Raw genomic sequence first — 16,222 nt, forward strand, 5'->3', positions numbered from 1 at the left:
TTGTTATGCGACATAAAATTTTGCAGTGGTTGAAACAAGACAATGTCACCAGCATCATGCTTTATGCTGTCAGCCTTCTTATGATGAAGGGCGCATCACTCTTCATGCTGCCACTGATGACCAGTTACTTAACACCATCGCAATTTGGCCACCTTGAACTACTGTCTATTACTACGGTTTTTTTTAGTCTGATGGTTGGTTTAGCAATGCACGAAAATCTGTATCGATTCATTGGAACCGAAAAGAATGAAGCACTTCGTTTCTCTAGAGCGCGCGAATTGTACTCAAGCTCTCTGTTCACATCCTTTCTATTAGTCGGGTTATTGGCAGCTGGTTATTTGGCACTATCTCCAACGGCTTGGACCATCAATACTGAACAAATGGTGCTGCTTGCGGTAGTGATAACCGTCGAGGCTCCCCTCGCAATTTGCTTAGCGTGGTTAAGACTAAACAACAAAGCCGTCACCTTTTTTAAGATAAGCTGTGTCACTTTGTTGATCCAAGTTTCACTGGTCATTTTGATACTCACCAGCAAACCAGATGTCACCTTACTCTTTAGTGTTGGCGTTCTATGTGCCTTAATTCAGATAACGTACCTCCATTGTCACAACAAGTTTTCTTTTGAGCTGCCAACTCTTATCCAGTACAAAGGCTATATCCAATACTCGTTGCCATTGATGCTATCAGCAGCGGTCGCATTTGGGCTTTCTGGTGCTGAACGATGGATCATAGCTGAAGCACACTCGTTGGAGAGCTTAGGTATCTATGCGGTTGCTGCTAAGTTTTCCCTCGCTTTAGGGATACTGATTCAGCCATTCCACATGTGGTGGATGCCAAAGCGCTTTGAAGTCCTAGAGACTCATGGTAAAGAAACCGCCGCCAGAAACACCCAACTTGGTATCATCGGTTTGTGTATGTTGAGTGTCATTGTTATGTGGGTCAGCCAATGTTTTATCGTTCTCACTCTGCCAGAGAGTTACCAATCAGCGGGTCAACTTGTTGTTCTGTGTATTGTGATTATGTTGCTCAAAGAAATGGTAGAAATGCTCAATATCGGTGTCTTGTATGCTAAGCAGACAAGTAAACTTTTTGCCATCAACGCAGCTGCGACAACAGTAGCACTGATCATCGCTTGGCTGAATAGAGAGGCTGGTGTTGCCGCTATCTTACTCAGTTTGTGTATGGGCCAGCTTATTCGCCTTGTTTTCATCTACCGCCTAAGCCAGTCACTGTGCCATGTTCCCTATCGACATGGCGCATTGTTAAGTGTTGTTCTAATTAGTGCTGTATTCACGATCAGTGGTTGGTTCAATCATTCCTTGGAAACAGCAGGACTCATGCTTGTGCTTCAACCTTTAGCGCTTATCGCACTACTCCACAAGCTAAAATTCATTGCTCTGACTGCAAACGTTGCACAAAAGGTTCGTCGCCACAATCAATTGGAGCGACCGTTATGATACAAGCAGATAAGCTCTTTCCAGCCGTTATCACCTCAGGGGTGTGTCTGCTTATCGCACTTATCTGGAAGCTCATCCCTCACCCTGCCTTAGCCATTGTGCTCTGCATGATGCCTCTTGGAATACTCTTCGTTCTCAACCAGACTTTTTGGTTGGTCAGTTTGTTCGTCCTATTTTCATTTTTCAGAATTCACGAAGCCATTCCAGCCCTTTACTCGCTCAAAATCCCTTTGCTACTTTCAGTTGGCGCATTGAGTGCTCTTTTGTGGCACAGCTTAATCAGCAAAAGTCTTCAGATGTTCTGGCATCAGAGCTTAACTTGGTTTGCAGTGTTTTGGCTATTGGTCCTCGTCGGTGCAATCTTGTCCTCCAACCCCGGTTTGGCCATTACCTACTTCAAATCAATCTATTGGAAAATTATCGTCATGACTCTGGCCATCGCATGGCTCGTGAATAGCGTTATAAATGTCAAACGCATCAGTATCCTCATTGTGTTAGCAGGAAGCCTAATCGCACTTGTTGCGCTATCGAATTCGATCAACGGTATAGGCCTAGTCGAAGGAACACGTGTCACCATCGGTCGCCAGCTTGGCTCAGTTTTGGGTGACCCAAATGACTTGTCACTAGTACTTATGTTTCCCCTCGCCTTTGCCATCAGTTTAATGACAACAAAACATCTTGGCAGCGTTCGAATTCTCGGTTTAGTCGCGACGATATTGGCATTGAGTGCTGTTATCGCCACCCAAAGCCGAGGTGGATTGCTCGGTTCAATCGCGGTATTTGGAATATTCGGCTTACGTATTATACGTTCCAAGTTTCTGCTCGCTTTGATTGGAACCGTCGGCTTACTTATTCTGTTTGCAGCTGCGGGGATTTCGGACAGACAATCAGGCGGTGCTGCTGAAGAAGGCATTGATGCTTCCGCCATGGGCAGACTCTATGCTTGGGAAGCCGCTTTCGGTATGGCTGTCGCCAACCCGTTAACAGGCGTTGGATTGAACAACTTTTACGCCAATTACTTTTTCTATAGCCCTCATTGGGACGGACTAAATCATGCCGTGCATTCTACCTGGTTTGGTGTACTCGCAGAAACAGGCTTCCTTGGCCTTATTGTATTTATTGGGTGTATCTATTCACTGGTAAAGACAAGCAAACAAACGCTATCACTTTTAGATGCTGTGCCAGATAAATACTCCCCTTACCTTCATGCGACGGCAGCAGCCGTATATGCTGGCATCATGGGAACCATAGTATCAGGCACATTCCTCACTCAAGGCTTTACTTGGCCAATTTACATTCTTGCCGCTCTATGTATCGCCCTGAATCGTATTGTTCAAAACCATTCTCAAAATGAGAATACGCCAAAAACTGAATAAATTAATATCTAAGCCTTTGTTTTATAATCAGTTAATTTTTGGCACGTTCCGTGTAACACCTCCAAGGTAAACATTCAAAGTTGGAGGCCGTTATGCTGGCGACACACATTAACGAAGTCAAAATTTGGCTCAAAGAGAATCCAAACCCCATTTATCGCAAATTGTTTGTCATTTTGAAAAACATTCGCTCCTGCGATCTCCCAACCCCAACTCTCTTCAACAAGACTGTCCGTTTTCTATACACAGGCGTTCAATCCCTTTTCGCCAATATGATGCGAGTATTAATTCATACTCCTGCCTTTAAAGGGCGTCTGACTCAATTTGGCAAGCGACTTTATCTGTTCGGTGGTGTACCACTCGTCACTGGCCCCCTGAAGATCTATTTAGGTAACGATTGTAGGATTTCAGGCCACAGTACCTTTAGCGGCCGCACTCAATCATTAGAGACAGAACTTATCATCGGCAGTAACGTCGATATCGGTTGGCAAACCACCATTGCGGTTGGTCGACGGATCGTCATCGGCGATAATGTGAGAATGGCCGGAAGAGCGTTTCTTTTTGGGTATTCAGGCCATTCGCTACACGCCGAAAAAAGGGCATTGGGTGCAGGCGACAGCGAAAAGGACGTGGGCAACATCACTTTACATAGAGATGTTTGGCTAGGTACAAATGTCACTGTTTGCCCAAACGTTACAATCGGCCAAGGCACCATTGTGGCGGCTGGTAGTGTCGTAACGAAAAGCCTTCCTCCCTTCGTTGTTGCTGCTGGCAACCCCGCCAAAGTGGTGCGTAAACTCTCGCGTAAGGAGATGGCATAATGCGTGACTTAATCGTATTTGGCGAAGACTTCGGAGGCTTGCCTTCAAGTACACAGCATATCGTTTCTCGACTCGCCACTGATCGGAAAGTGCTGTGGGTTAACTCAATCGGCCTGCGTCAGCCTAAGTTTAATAAAAAAGACTTAGTTCGTGCTTTCGCCAAGCTCCTCGGCCAAGGCAAACAAGGCTACTCGTCTAGCAACGAGCGACTAAGTACTAATATTACGGTCGTGAACTTAAAAACCATCCCTGCTCCAAAATCTTCGTGGGCAAGGGAAATCGCAAAGTCCATGCTACTCACTCAACTCAAACCTATTATCGAAAAGCTGGGGCTAACCAAACCAATCTTGTGGACTTCTCTTCCGACTGCAGCAGATTTATGTGGCAACCTAGATGAAGCTGCAGTTGTGTATTACTGTGGCGATGATTTCAACTCGCTTGCTGGTGTTGATCACGAGACAGTGAGTAGTCATGAGAGAAAACTGGCTGAGAAAGCGCACCTTATCTTGGGTGCAAGCAAGGAAATCTGCAAAAAGTTCGACGCGACAAAGACCGCTTACATCCCTCATGGCGTAGACTATGAATTATTTAACACCTCAATAAGCCGTGCCCGAGACCTCCCCTTAAATGGCAAGCCTATCGCTGGTTTTTACGGCAGTATATCCCAATGGCTGGACTATTCATTGATCGCTCAAGTCTGTTTGGATAACCCACACTGGAACTTCGTTTTTATCGGACCGTTGGAGCTAAACCACAATCCTCTGCCGAATTTCCCAAATGTATTTTATTTAGGCCCAAAACCACACTGTGAGTTACCTAGCTATAGCCAACACTGGGATGCTAGCATGCTGCCTTTCTTGTTCAATGATCAGATTCAAGCTTGTAGTCCATTGAAATTGATGGAGTATCTTGCAACTGGAACACCGGTTGTCACGACACCGTTTCCAGCGCTTGCTCCTTATCGTTCACACGTCAGAATTGCCAACAACGCCACAGAATTTAGCCAATCACTTAACAAGGTTCTCAGTCAAGGTAACACTGATACCGAGATTGTTCGTCGCGACAGCTGGGATGCTCGAAGTCGAGTTGTTAACCAGCTTCTGGAGTCACTATGAATGAACTGAAACTGCGCTTTATCATTATACTTAATGCCGCTTGGAGACAAAGGTACGTGATTGTTTTACCGATGCTGTTGATGCCTTTTGCTGGGTATTTCGTCGGTAAAATGGCTCCAGAGAAATACGTATCCCACACCAGTATGCTGATTCAGGAAACGGCAAAAATGAATCCTTTTCTGGAGGATATCGCGGTTTCCACCATGCTAAAAGAGCGTTTAGCCGCCCTGAGTACCTTACTCAAAAGTCGGCACATTTTAAAATCCGTCGCCAAAGAACGCGGGATGATTAACGATTCAATGTCCCCTTTTCAAGTGGATCAAGTCATCGCCGAACTTGCAGCGAGTTTAACGGTGACTCAGCCAGGCAAAGACTTTCTTAAAATTCAACTATCGTCTAAACAACCTCAGGGTATGAAAGAGCTATTAGAATCGGTAAGCGAACACTTTATAGAGCAAATGTTGGCTCCGGAACGCTCATCGATCAAAGATTCAAGCGAGTTTCTTACCATGCATATTGATAAGCGAAGAGAGGAGCTCGATTTAGCGGAAACAGCGCTTGCTGATTTTAAGAACAAAAATGCTTCCGTCACACCTGAAATGCAGAGCCAGAGTCTGGCCAGACTAGCCAGCCTAAAGCAAAACCTGGCCGAGAAAGAGGCCGAACTTTCTGGGGTTGAGCGTAGTTTGGGCTCACTCGATCAACAACTATCAAAAACCAACCCTGTGGTTGGCAAAATTGAAGACCAAATCATCGAGATTCGTAGTGAGCTAACTTTGCTAAGAGCAAAATACACTGATAGTCACAGCGCTGTGCTCGGAAAACAGAGGGAACTCCGCAGACTCGAGAACGAACGTTCCGAACTACTCAAAGTTGAACAACCAAATATCAGTAGCGAACAACTATGGGATATTGCGAGCAGTAATACTTTGTCCGAGATTGGAGAAATTCAACCTTTACTCGTTACCCAGCTACATAGCCTTCAGTTAGTGCGAGGTAGATTTGAATCCTTGAGCGAAGAAACCAAAAGCCTACGTAAAATGATTGCAGAACTTGAGCAACAAGCGAATCGCTTTGGTGACAAAGCAAAAGATATGTTCCAGCTACAAAGAGACGTTCAAATCAAGAGACAACTCTATGATGAGCTGATTCAAAGGTATGAAATGGCTCAGCTTACCGGCTCACTGGGCATCTTTGAGCAAAACAAGCGAGTCAAGATCATTGATTTGCCTTATACACCAAGCTCACCTGCCAACCTTCCCATAGTGATATTTATTGTCGCAGGGTTCGTCGCTGGTATTGGCCTTGGCTGCGGTATTGCCACACTTATTGAGCTCTTTGACACTTCAGTTCGAAGCGCGAGTGAGTTGCAGTCTCTAACAGGCAAGCAGGTGATCACTGCAATTCCTAAAATAAAACCGTTTCAATCATAACGAATCTCAAAATAAAACACCTCACACATAAAAACTTAACACACTGTTATATAAGAACATTTTTTTGGCACAGGTTATGCAGTTTCTAGTTTAAACCATCGCACACCAAGGAAATCGCATGATCAGTCAACCGAAAACAACCATTCATGTTGTTCAGCATTTGGCACCAGGCGGATTGGAAACATTGGCTATCAACATGCTCAAGTTCGCTCAATCAAACGAAGATGTTTTCCTGATAAGCCTCGAAGGAAATCGCTGCGAAACATTGGCAAACTGGCCTAGCTTAAACAGTGTTGCAGACAAACTTATCTTTCTAACTAAGAGACCTGGTTTTGATTTCGAGGCGATATCTAAACTGCGTAAACTTTTCAAACAGATGAAACCGAGAGTCGTTCACACACACCACATTGGGCCTCTAATTTATGGAGCGACTGCAGCTAAACTTGCAGGTGTTCAGCACATAGTCCACACAGAACACGACGCTTGGCATCTCAACAACCCAAAACATCTCATTTTGCAAAGACTTGCCTTAAAACTATCCCGTCCCAATCTGGTGGCAGATGCGGGGCTAGTTAAAGAGCAATTAGATGAGAAGCTTAACTATGCCAATATCACTTTAATAAAAAACGGCATAGACTGTGAAAGATTCAAACCGGGATCTCAGGCACAGGCACGCTGTGAGCTTGGACTACCTGCGCATGGAAAAATCATAGGCTCCGCTGGGCGCCTCGAAAAAGTAAAAGGTCACGACATCCTTCTGAAGGCACTTCCTCTCATTAATAGCAATGTGACTCTCGCTATTGCTGGCATAGGAAGTCAAAAGGACGCATTAACACGACTGGCTGAAGATTTATCTATCTCTCATCAAGTGCGATTTCTCGATTTGGTCGACGACATGCCAACCTTTTATCGGGCTCTCGATGTGTTTTGTATGCCATCAAGATGTGAAGGTTTACCCCTCGCACCTCTTGAAGCTCAAGCGTGTGGCGTTCCTACAGTTGCGACAAACGTTGGTGGTACCAATGAAACCTTATGTCCTGTAACAAGTCAGCTTGCCCGAGCAGAAAATAGCAGTGAGCTTGCTTTGAAGCTATCCCAAATGTTGCTTGAGTCCCCTCAATCCTCACCACGCCAGTTTGTTGTCAACAATAATGACATTCGAAAAATGGTGGATGCTTACAGAGCAATAACACAGGAGGAATACGCATGATTGATCTGACTATTGGAATTTTCTTCACAATATGTGCAGGACTCATTGTCTATCACCATGTCGGCTACCCGCTTTTGCTTGCTTGGTACTCTAAACGCCACCCTGTGGAAGAAGTAAAACCAATAGAACGAGGCTACAAGAGCGCTCGTTCAGATAGACAATGTGCTGACATTACCATTCTCGTTCCTGCATATAACGAGGAACAGTGGATCGCAGACAAAATTCGCAACTTAGCCTGTCTGGACTACCCAAAAGAGCACTACAACGTCATTATCGCTTGCGATGGTTGTACCGACAATACTGCTCAAGTGGCTCAGGACACGATTCAAGAAGCCTTTTGCTGTGATACACATTTCGAAATTCGAGTCTTCGAACAGAACCGCGGCAAGGTCGCACTAGTGAATGAGCAGATGTTAACAATATCAAGTGACATTACTGCATTGAGCGATGTGTCAGCTCTGATTTCTGTCGATGCCCTGCTGGTCGCCAACCAGCACTTCAAAGATAAAACTGTTGGTGCTGTAAACGGACATTACCAGTTACTTTCTAATGGCAGTGAAGGTGAAAGCAAATACTGGCAATATCAAAGCAGAATGAAACTTCATGAGGCAAGTTTGGGTAGCACACTTGGCGCTCATGGTGCTTTCTATTTGTTCAGAACTCACTTGTTTGAACCGCTCAAGCAAAACGTTATCAACGACGATTTCATTATTCCGATGGAGATTATTCGTAAAGGATATCGAGTCGATTACGACAAGGACATGATTGCATTAGAGCTTGAAGCAACCAATACCGACAACGACTTTAAACGTCGACTCAGAATTTCTGCTGGCAACATGCAACAAGCACTGCAATTGGCGGAGTTGTTTTTGCCACGATACAAAGGCGTCGCTTTTGCCTTCTTTTCAGGCAAAGGTTTAAGGCTGATAACACCGTACCTCATGATTCTGTGTCTGGTGCTTTCTGTTGTACTTATACACCACCCAATGTTTTTCATCGGAACCATTGCACAAATCGCTGTTTACTCAATTGCGATTATGGGGCATGTGTTCCCACACATATTTAGCCATAAATACTGTCAGTTGATCACATACATAGTAGCAGGACACTTTGCCAACCTAATTGGTGGCTTACGCTATTTGTTCGGTTTCGAAGCCACTCGTTGGACAAGAATTCAATAATAAGGAGCATCTTATGAGCAACGTATCTTCTTTATATTCAATCTGGTTAGCAAAACGTATCTTCGATTTTCTATGCGCTGTAATCGGGCTTTTGATGCTGTCACCTATCTTGCCCGCGATTGCCTTAGCCATAAAAATCGACTCCAAAGGCCCCATTTTCTATAAGCAGCTGCGTGTGGGTAAATCAACACCAGAACAAATGATGTTCTTTGAAATCATTAAGTTTCGTACCATGTATGTCGATGCAGAAACGCGTACAGGTGCAGTCTGGGCGACACAGAACGATCCAAGAATTACTCCAGTCGGTCGTTTCCTGAGAAAGACACGCCTAGATGAGATCCCGCAGTTGTTTAATGTCATCCGCGGCGATATGTCATTAATTGGTCCACGCCCTGAACGCCCTAGCTTTTATAACAAGCTAGAAACGGCCATCCCTTACTTTGCTGACCGTACCTATGGAGTAATGCCAGGCATCACTGGGTTGGCGCAAGTTAATCAAGGTTATGACACCTGTATCGATGATGTTCGTAGAAAAGTCGGTTTTGACCATAGTTATGCCTTATCACTGCGTTCGCTAAAATCTTGGATTCTGATGGATATCAGCATCATTACCAAAACACTCATCGTCATGGTTGACGGAAGGGGACGATAAATTAGCCTCTCACAGGAGAGCTTTCCCGCTCTCCTTTTTCTTTCTGGTATAAAAAATCGCCAATTCGATTAGTTGTGAAGCAAACAGTTTAAAAACCAATAATTTGCTCTTGCACGACTCAAAAAGTCTCGGTAATATCCATCTCGTTCTTAAGGAATGGGTCCGTAGCTCAGTTGGTTAGAGTACTACCTTGACATGGTAGGGGTCGGCGATTCGAGTTCGCCCGGACCCACCACTCCTTAAAGCATTTTTATTCAGTTAGAAATGCACTGAACAAAAATTTGGGTCCGTAGCTCAGTTGGTTAGAGTACTACCTTGACATGGTAGGGGTCGGCGATTCGAGTTCGCCCGGACCCACCAAATTTTACAACAAAGCCCGCTTACAGCGGGCTTTGTTGTTTTTGCAGATATCTCATTAGATTGAGTTAATCTAATGCGTTTCCTCTAGCCGCTTTTCATTACCGAGTATCGTGTACTCTTGGCTAGCCTGCTCTAGCGTGTTCTGATATCCATCATAAGAACACTCTCCAATATCGTTTCGCGGACATATGGAAACATGATTCTTATCGATCATCTCTATTCCACAGTTCGGGCAATATCTATCCATGGCAACCTCCTGACGTTGTCTGCCTTGTGCACACAGGCTCATAACCCTGCATATATCACTCTAGCTATTTTCAAAATCGAAACCAGCGATACCGCTCTCGGGTTTACAGCTTTTTACACTCTATTACATTATCTGCTGTACCCATCATCATGTTTACATAACAAACATGATTTGAAGCACAAGCTAACTTTCGATTGCAAATTCGGGCTTGGCTTGTAACGTTCTTGCAATATAGGTAATGATCAAGAGATTAACGATAAGTATCACAGCTCCAATTATACCCGGGTGATGAATCAGGCCATACAGTTCGAAAGGCACGTAGATGACACAGCCGATCAGCGCTAGCCACTCAGTCCAGCGTAACCCTTTCCATAAGCCATAAGCCTCTACCCACCGAATAGCTGTGTACACCAATGCACCCAACATCAACCATGGAACATTTCCCTGAGGAAATCGGCCTATGGCCTCTATAAATACACCAGGCCAATGGTGCGCTGGATTTAAGTGAGCATGCAATACCAGAGATTCAGCCCACTGCTGCAAATCTTTCCCGGCTAAAAGATGTAACCCCAATGCAACCACTAAAGACAATAGCCCTTTCAGCGCTTCGAGAATCGCAATCAGTTTTAACCCAGGCTTCACTTGTACTTGCATCTATCTCAACGTCCTTTCGTCATCCGCTCTCATACATTACCCAACAAAAAGTAACACGTTGATAAATTGCTTCATGAAGATTGTGTCAATTTTTCAATTTGACACGACTGACTTAATCACGCACAGAAAAAGAAAGGAGGCCTAATGTGATAGGCCATTCGATTTGACTATTCTAATAAGGATTAGATGCTACGACGCTCTGCTGGGTAAATAGTGGAAATCCAGCGGGTCGCCATTGATTAATGTGAGTCAAAAATGAGCTGTCTTTCACTTTGATTGATGCTGAACCGTAGTCAAAACTATTAAGTTTATTGCGCATCGCTTCATTAGAAAGACCGTCGCCGGCAAGTTCGTACCAAGAAGTGATTGTTGGGGTAACAAACCGCCCATAATGATTTTCTGCAATCTCGTTGTCTTTAGCGAAACGAATACAGTGCGTCAGAATACCATCTTTGTGGTAAACCACTTTAAGATGCTGGGCCTCCATTGGTAATTGCTCTCTTGGCCGAGTGTCCATATCTCCATGACAACTCACTGAGCCATACGCTACAGCGCCATCAATTGTCCAGACGATCACCGACTCCCAATCATGGCGATGGCCACCTAACCCAATCCCCGGAATTGCCTGATCTTTTTCATAATAGGTATCATAGGCATGAGCGCAATACTCCTGCCCATCATTTCCTTGCATGCACGCGTAACGGTGAAGAGTATTTGAGATATCGAGAAAACCGGCATCTCTGCAATTTCCATTGAGTGCACCAGATGGTTTCAGCCCTGGGTTGATTTCTCCATAACGACTGATACCCGCTGCAGGATAGCAGCCATCTCCATCCCAATCAAAAATAGGAACCTGAGTCGATATATCCATTAAACTAGGCAGTGCTTCATCTAATCGCGGTAACTCCGCTGCACTAAGAGAAGTAGCAGCAATGAATAAAGCGATTGTTATGGTTTTTTTCATATAAGCCTCTGGAGCAACGTCGTGTAAAGTGGTGTTTTTGCAACCAGAACAAACATAGGCATGATAAGAGTTAATCGCCACAACTCTCTCTCTCAATTCTTTAATTCTTCATATTTGTGCAACAACTTCTAGTTCATCAGGTGGATTGTTATCTGTCAGCAGCTCCATAAACAAAAAGGCCGCAACACTTAATGTTACGGCCTCTATCGTCAGTATGACACTTTACGCCTCTTCAACGACTTTCTCTGCTTCGATGTTCGCATATAGTGAGTCCACTATCTCTTTCGAGCGTACCGCTAAAACAGAAAGCAAAGTATCGCTTAGGCCATGTGATGATTCGCAGCAACCTTGAAGGAAAACGTTCACTTTACATGCTTGCTGCATCGGTAGACGATAGTGGCGCTCTACCTGTTTATTCAACATTAGTGGTTCTAGCTTGTTCAGCATTTGGTTGAACTGGTCATAGCGGTAACCCGTTGCAAGAACAACCGCATCGTAATCGTGCCAGTTTTGTTCGCTATGAATGCGATCGTTATAACGAAGTGCAATCTTACCTTCTTTCTGCCCGATTTCTTGAATATCATGACAGCGTAGATGTTGGTGCCTACCCTTGCCAGTTACACGCTGAAGATATAGACGCTCATAAATCGCGCTAAGCTCTTCTGTATCGACAACTGAATAGTTTGTGCCATTGAAACGAGAAAGGATGGTTTTACGCTCTTCATCAGTGCTCTTGTATACGTGATCGGTAAACTCAGGGTCAAAAATCTCGTTTACGAATGCACTGTCATCCGCTGGGTGTAGGGCAAAGTTACGGTTGACTAAGTGTACTTCACCTTCTTCATAACGGTTTGTCAAATCAACGAAAATCTCGGCAGCACTTTGGCCAGCACCCACAACCGCAATCTTAGGTGTCTCTGTACCAGCATTAAACTGTTCACGCCACACCTTATATTTCGAGGAATGGATCACCTTCTCGTCATTCAAGCCATTAAACAACTCTGGAAGTTTCGGCATCCCCCCCATACCAATCAATAGGTTTTTCGCCACTCTTACAGTTTGGTTGCCGTTGATATCCGTTGAAACCACACGAACTTTAGCAATTTCGCCATCAACTTCAATCGGCTCGATATCGACAACGCGTTGACCGTAGGTAACGACTGAATCAAACTGATTTGAAACCCAAGTCAGATAGTCATTGAATTCCACACGTGAAGGATGAAGAGAACCCAAGTTGATAAATGAACTCAAGCGGTCGTGTGAATGTAGGTAGTTTACAAAGGTATATGGGCTGGTTGGATTGCGCAAAGTTACCAAATCTTTCAAACAAGAAATCTGCATTCGAGTGCCATCTAGCAACATGCCACCATGCCATTCGAAATGAGATTTTTGCTCTAAGAAGCAGTAGCTTAATTCTTGGTTCTGCGCCGTTTCTTCCAACGCAATCGCAATTGACAGGTTAGCAGGGCCAAAGCCCACGCCAAGCACATCATATTCCTTAATCTGGTCTGTCATTTTTGTAACCTCATGTTTTTCCGTTGAGCTCTTTGGCTCTCTATCCCCGAGACACCCTAAACTAGGCTGCGATACTAAAAGCAATCGCTAAAGAAGGTATCTCTCAACTGACACATTAGAGCCGCCCTCTTATGAGGGAAGTCGAATTCTTTTAGTTTGGCGAAGCCAAATTTCTGCAGGTAACCAATCATTTTGGCGTTATCTGCTCTAGGCTCGCTGACGATTTTCTCTGTCCGTGGATCGGACAGATAAAGAAAGTGGCATACCGAAGGAAGCCAAGCCGCTACCTTATGACTGCCCCGGTGATGCTCTTCACCAACCAGCATGTGGATACCGCGGTCGTAATCGCCTGCTGAATAATACGGCGCGATGCGATCTTCTTTTGTCCAATAGGCTTCGATGTAAGCAAAGGGTTCATTATTCAGGCACACGATCAATAGCTGATTCTTATCATTGACCAACTGCTCTTCTAGATAAGCTTTATGCTCATCTAAAGTCCCTGTTTGCTCCCAAAATGCAGCCACTCGTTGACTATTTTGCCATTTGGAAAACAGCTCAGCATGCTGCTCTACATCAAGACCAACAAGAGACAGCGTCTGCTCTAGCTCAGGAATGTAACGGCTGTACAACTCGCCTTTTTGCGGTCTTGGACGTAGAGGATGATAGCCATTAGAGGCAAGTATCTGCTTATGTGGAATCACGCGACGCTGCTGTTTTAGCCAAAGCTCTGGCAACTGCAGTAACGCTTCTCGCCAAACCAAGCGAATACCTTCTCGGGTGACATGAGTGATGTCGTTCAATGATGGGAAAACAAATTCACCAAGGTCAATACAACGAATATCAGTACGGTGCTCAAGCAGAACAACAAAAGCTTGAACCACTTCCGTATCGTTGTTCTCACTGCTGGTCACGCGCCAATAGCCACCATTTTCCTTGCTCAGTGTTAACGGACCACTTGGCATTTCAACGCAACATGTATCCCCTTGTTGCTGAACACTCTGCCCAAAGGGCAGAGTGTTGAGGGTATCTCTATTACCAGTCATAGCTCAGGCTCGCGATAACATTGCGACGGTCACCGTAGAAACAAGTCGAGCTATTATAACAGGTCGAAATGTACTCTTTATCGAAGATATTTTTAGCAGCAACCTGGAACTTATAGTCATCAAAACGATAGCTCACTGTCGCGTCATACAGTGTATATGAAGGCACCGTATTCTGTCCGTTGTTATCACCAAACGACTCACCAGTATAGCGCAAGCCACCACCCAAGCTTAGACCATCAAACGTCCCACCAAAGAACTGGTATTTCGCCCAAGCACTCGCTAATTTATCCGCCACTTGCTGAGGTTGATAACCAACGATAGATGAATCAACATCATCTTTGATTTCTGAATCTACGTGTGAGATGTTACCAATGAGAGTTAGTGATTCAGTAACATTAGCAACGGCCTCAAGTTCCACACCAAGATTTCGGATTTCTCCAACCTGTTTAATTTCTGAACCAGAGTTAACAGTTTGAACAACATCTTTCTTCGTTGCATGATAAACAGAAAAATTAAAGTAACCTTTAAAGCTACTAGGCTGATACTTAACACCCGCTTCATAAGCTTCCCCACGCTCAGGTTTCGCAGCTTGAGTTGTTACAGCCTTTACTACAGGTTCAAATGACTGAGCGTAACTTACATAAGGAGTGAAACCGTTACTCAGTACATAAGCAACACCGAGGTTACCAGACCATTCTTCATAGTCGGACTTATAGCTTGTACCAGTCGTCTCATTACTTTGTTGATTGGATGTATCGTCGTATCGTAAACCACCAATAACAACCCAATCGTTATATTTTATTTGGTCTTGTACGTAGATACCCAACTGATTGTTCTTCGTCACGTTTGTTTGGAGATCTGCGTCGGTATATGGAACACTTGATGCATTAACTAGAACAACATTGTTTGAGTAAGTTGGGTTAAATATGTCGAATAATGCACTGCCTGTATTGCCATCAGCGACCAATGGGTCTGAAGCATAATCTTTATCGTTAATCTCTATACTTTGATAATCAACCCCAGTCAACAGAGTATGCTCGACTCCACCTGTGTTGAATTTGAAAGTTACTCTGTTATCGATATTGAACGCATCTGAGTCACCATTTGCGGTACTAACACCTCTGAGGATATTTTCTCTGCCTACGGGTAGACCATAATCTGCCGCCTGATCTAGGAAATAGATATGACGTAGGTCTATCTTCATATTACTGTAACGAGCAGACTGTGCAAACTCTACGCTATCACTGAAGCGATGCTCAAATTCATAGCCTAGAGATAATTGTTCTCGTTCAAATTTCTCCCAATCAGGGTTACCAATAGCGAAGTCATAACCAAGTTTTCCATTAGTACTATCAGTTAAAGTCCCTTCCATAGGCAAAAACTGAAGATAAGGGTTCGAGTCATCTTTTTGGTAGCTGGTAAGGAAAGTAATGTTTGAGCTGTCATTAATATTCCACGCTAGAGAGGGTGCTATTAAAATACGTTCTGCATCAACATTATCCACTTTGGTGCCATTTTTACGCCCCATTGCGACTAGACGAAAAGCAACATCTTCATTAAGTTCACGATTAACATCCAAGCTAATCTGAGTTCTGTTAAACGAACCATACTCAACAGCCACTTGGCCTGAGCCACCATCAAATTGAGGGCGTTTGCTGACGGTATTGATTAATCCACCCGGTGGGTTTTGTCCATATAAAACAGATGCTGGGCCACGCAGGATTTCTACACGCTCCAAACCAAACGGGTCAATCTGCCAGCTATAGAAACCTGCTGAATATAGACGTGTTCCATCTTGGTAAAGACCATTATTCGCTTGCTGAAATCCTCGAACAACAAACCAATCCTGTTTGTTATCATCGCCGTAGTGATTTGTCTGGATGCCTGGGGTGTACTGAAGTGCGTCTGAGATGCTGATTGACGCGCGATCATCCATTTGTTCGCGAGTAACGACCGAAACCGCTTGTGGCGTTTCATGGATAGCTAAATCTGTTTTGGTGGCTGTACGACTTTTTTGTCCAAGATAACTGAAATCTGGGCCTACGGCACTATCGTGCTCCTGACCAACTACCACTACTGTTTCGTCTTCCGCTGCGTTAACTACGCCAGCAGACAGAGCGAACGCTACTGCCAAACAAGCTGGGCTCAGCATAAACTGCCGATTCATGTCTTTCTCCTTAACTTTCGGTTTTACCGA

Annotated in this window: 14 protein-coding genes and 2 tRNA genes; 10 read left to right on the forward strand and 6 right to left on the reverse strand. The window is 44.4% G+C overall.

Annotated elements, in window-relative coordinates:
- The first annotated feature begins 5 nt into the window (after window positions 1–5).
- The 10 genes from OH455_RS00575 to OH455_RS00620 all read left to right on the forward strand — a co-directional run bounded on the left by OH455_RS00575 (window position 6) and on the right by OH455_RS00620 (window position 9,602).
- Window positions 6–1,457, forward strand: coding sequence for a lipopolysaccharide biosynthesis protein (locus OH455_RS00575; protein WP_269979941.1), 1,452 nt, complete (start codon window positions 6–8; stop codon window positions 1,455–1,457).
- On the forward strand, window positions 1,454–2,833 hold the full coding sequence (locus OH455_RS00580) for an O-antigen ligase family protein (RefSeq protein ID WP_269979942.1): 1,380 nt from the start codon (window positions 1,454–1,456) through the stop codon (window positions 2,831–2,833). Before OH455_RS00575 ends, OH455_RS00580 begins: the two co-directional genes overlap by 4 nt.
- Window positions 2,834–2,925: 92 nt before the next feature.
- Window positions 2,926–3,651 (forward strand): acyltransferase, encoded by a 726-nt coding sequence (locus OH455_RS00585; protein ID WP_269979943.1) that lies wholly within the window; start codon window positions 2,926–2,928, stop codon window positions 3,649–3,651.
- Complete coding sequence (locus OH455_RS00590) at window positions 3,651–4,766, forward strand: glycosyltransferase (RefSeq protein WP_269979944.1); 1,116 nt, start codon at window positions 3,651–3,653, stop codon at window positions 4,764–4,766. The genes OH455_RS00585 and OH455_RS00590 overlap by 1 nt, the downstream gene beginning before the upstream one ends.
- Window positions 4,763–6,199 (forward strand): GumC family protein, encoded by a 1,437-nt coding sequence (locus OH455_RS00595; RefSeq protein ID WP_045973736.1) that lies wholly within the window; start codon window positions 4,763–4,765, stop codon window positions 6,197–6,199. The genes OH455_RS00590 and OH455_RS00595 overlap by 4 nt, the downstream gene beginning before the upstream one ends.
- A gap of 118 nt (window positions 6,200–6,317) precedes the next feature.
- Window positions 6,318–7,409 carry a glycosyltransferase gene (locus OH455_RS00600; protein ID WP_269979945.1) on the forward strand — a complete coding sequence of 364 codons (1,092 nt, stop codon included), beginning with the start codon at window positions 6,318–6,320 and terminating at the stop codon, window positions 7,407–7,409.
- Complete coding sequence (locus OH455_RS00605; RefSeq protein WP_269979946.1) at window positions 7,406–8,590, forward strand: glycosyltransferase family 2 protein; 1,185 nt, start codon at window positions 7,406–7,408, stop codon at window positions 8,588–8,590. The genes OH455_RS00600 and OH455_RS00605 overlap by 4 nt, the downstream gene beginning before the upstream one ends.
- 13 nt (window positions 8,591–8,603) lie before the next feature.
- Window positions 8,604–9,242 (forward strand): sugar transferase, encoded by a 639-nt coding sequence (locus OH455_RS00610; RefSeq protein ID WP_206372780.1) that lies wholly within the window; start codon window positions 8,604–8,606, stop codon window positions 9,240–9,242.
- Between the two features lie 158 nt (window positions 9,243–9,400).
- Window positions 9,401–9,477, forward strand: a tRNA-Val gene (locus OH455_RS00615).
- A gap of 48 nt (window positions 9,478–9,525) precedes the next feature.
- Window positions 9,526–9,602: transfer RNA gene (locus OH455_RS00620), tRNA-Val, on the forward strand.
- 70 nt (window positions 9,603–9,672) lie between these two features.
- Here OH455_RS00620 and OH455_RS00625 read toward each other — a convergent pair.
- The 6 genes from OH455_RS00625 to OH455_RS00650 all read right to left on the reverse strand — a co-directional run bounded on the left by OH455_RS00625 (window position 9,673) and on the right by OH455_RS00650 (window position 16,192).
- Window positions 9,673–9,849, reverse strand: coding sequence for a hypothetical protein (locus tag OH455_RS00625; protein WP_269979947.1), 177 nt, complete (start codon window positions 9,847–9,849; stop codon window positions 9,673–9,675).
- Window positions 9,850–10,032: 183 nt separating this feature from the next.
- On the reverse strand, window positions 10,033–10,503 hold the full coding sequence (locus OH455_RS00630; protein ID WP_269979948.1) for a DUF2127 domain-containing protein: 471 nt from the start codon (window positions 10,501–10,503) through the stop codon (window positions 10,033–10,035).
- 172 nt (window positions 10,504–10,675) lie between these two features.
- Entirely contained in the window at window positions 10,676–11,467 is a 792-nt protein-coding gene (locus OH455_RS00635; RefSeq protein WP_269979949.1) for an NPP1 family protein, read from the reverse strand.
- A gap of 222 nt (window positions 11,468–11,689) precedes the next feature.
- A complete protein-coding gene (locus OH455_RS00640; RefSeq protein ID WP_269979950.1) occupies window positions 11,690–12,982 on the reverse strand; it encodes a lysine N(6)-hydroxylase/L-ornithine N(5)-oxygenase family protein in 1,293 nt (430 codons plus the stop codon).
- Between the two features lie 74 nt (window positions 12,983–13,056).
- The gene (locus OH455_RS00645) at window positions 13,057–14,025 is read right to left on the reverse strand and encodes a GNAT family N-acetyltransferase (protein WP_269979951.1); all 969 of its coding nucleotides are present in this window, start codon (window positions 14,023–14,025) and stop codon (window positions 13,057–13,059) included.
- Window positions 14,015–16,192: a TonB-dependent siderophore receptor gene (locus OH455_RS00650; protein WP_269979952.1), complete on the reverse strand. Its 2,178-nt coding sequence runs from the start codon at window positions 16,190–16,192 to the stop codon at window positions 14,015–14,017. The genes OH455_RS00645 and OH455_RS00650 overlap by 11 nt, the downstream gene beginning before the upstream one ends.
- Window positions 16,193–16,222: the final 30 nt, after the last annotated feature.

The organism is Vibrio sp. T11.5 (genome assembly GCF_027587155.1).
GTDB lineage: Bacteria > Pseudomonadota > Gammaproteobacteria > Enterobacterales > Vibrionaceae > Vibrio > Vibrio neptunius.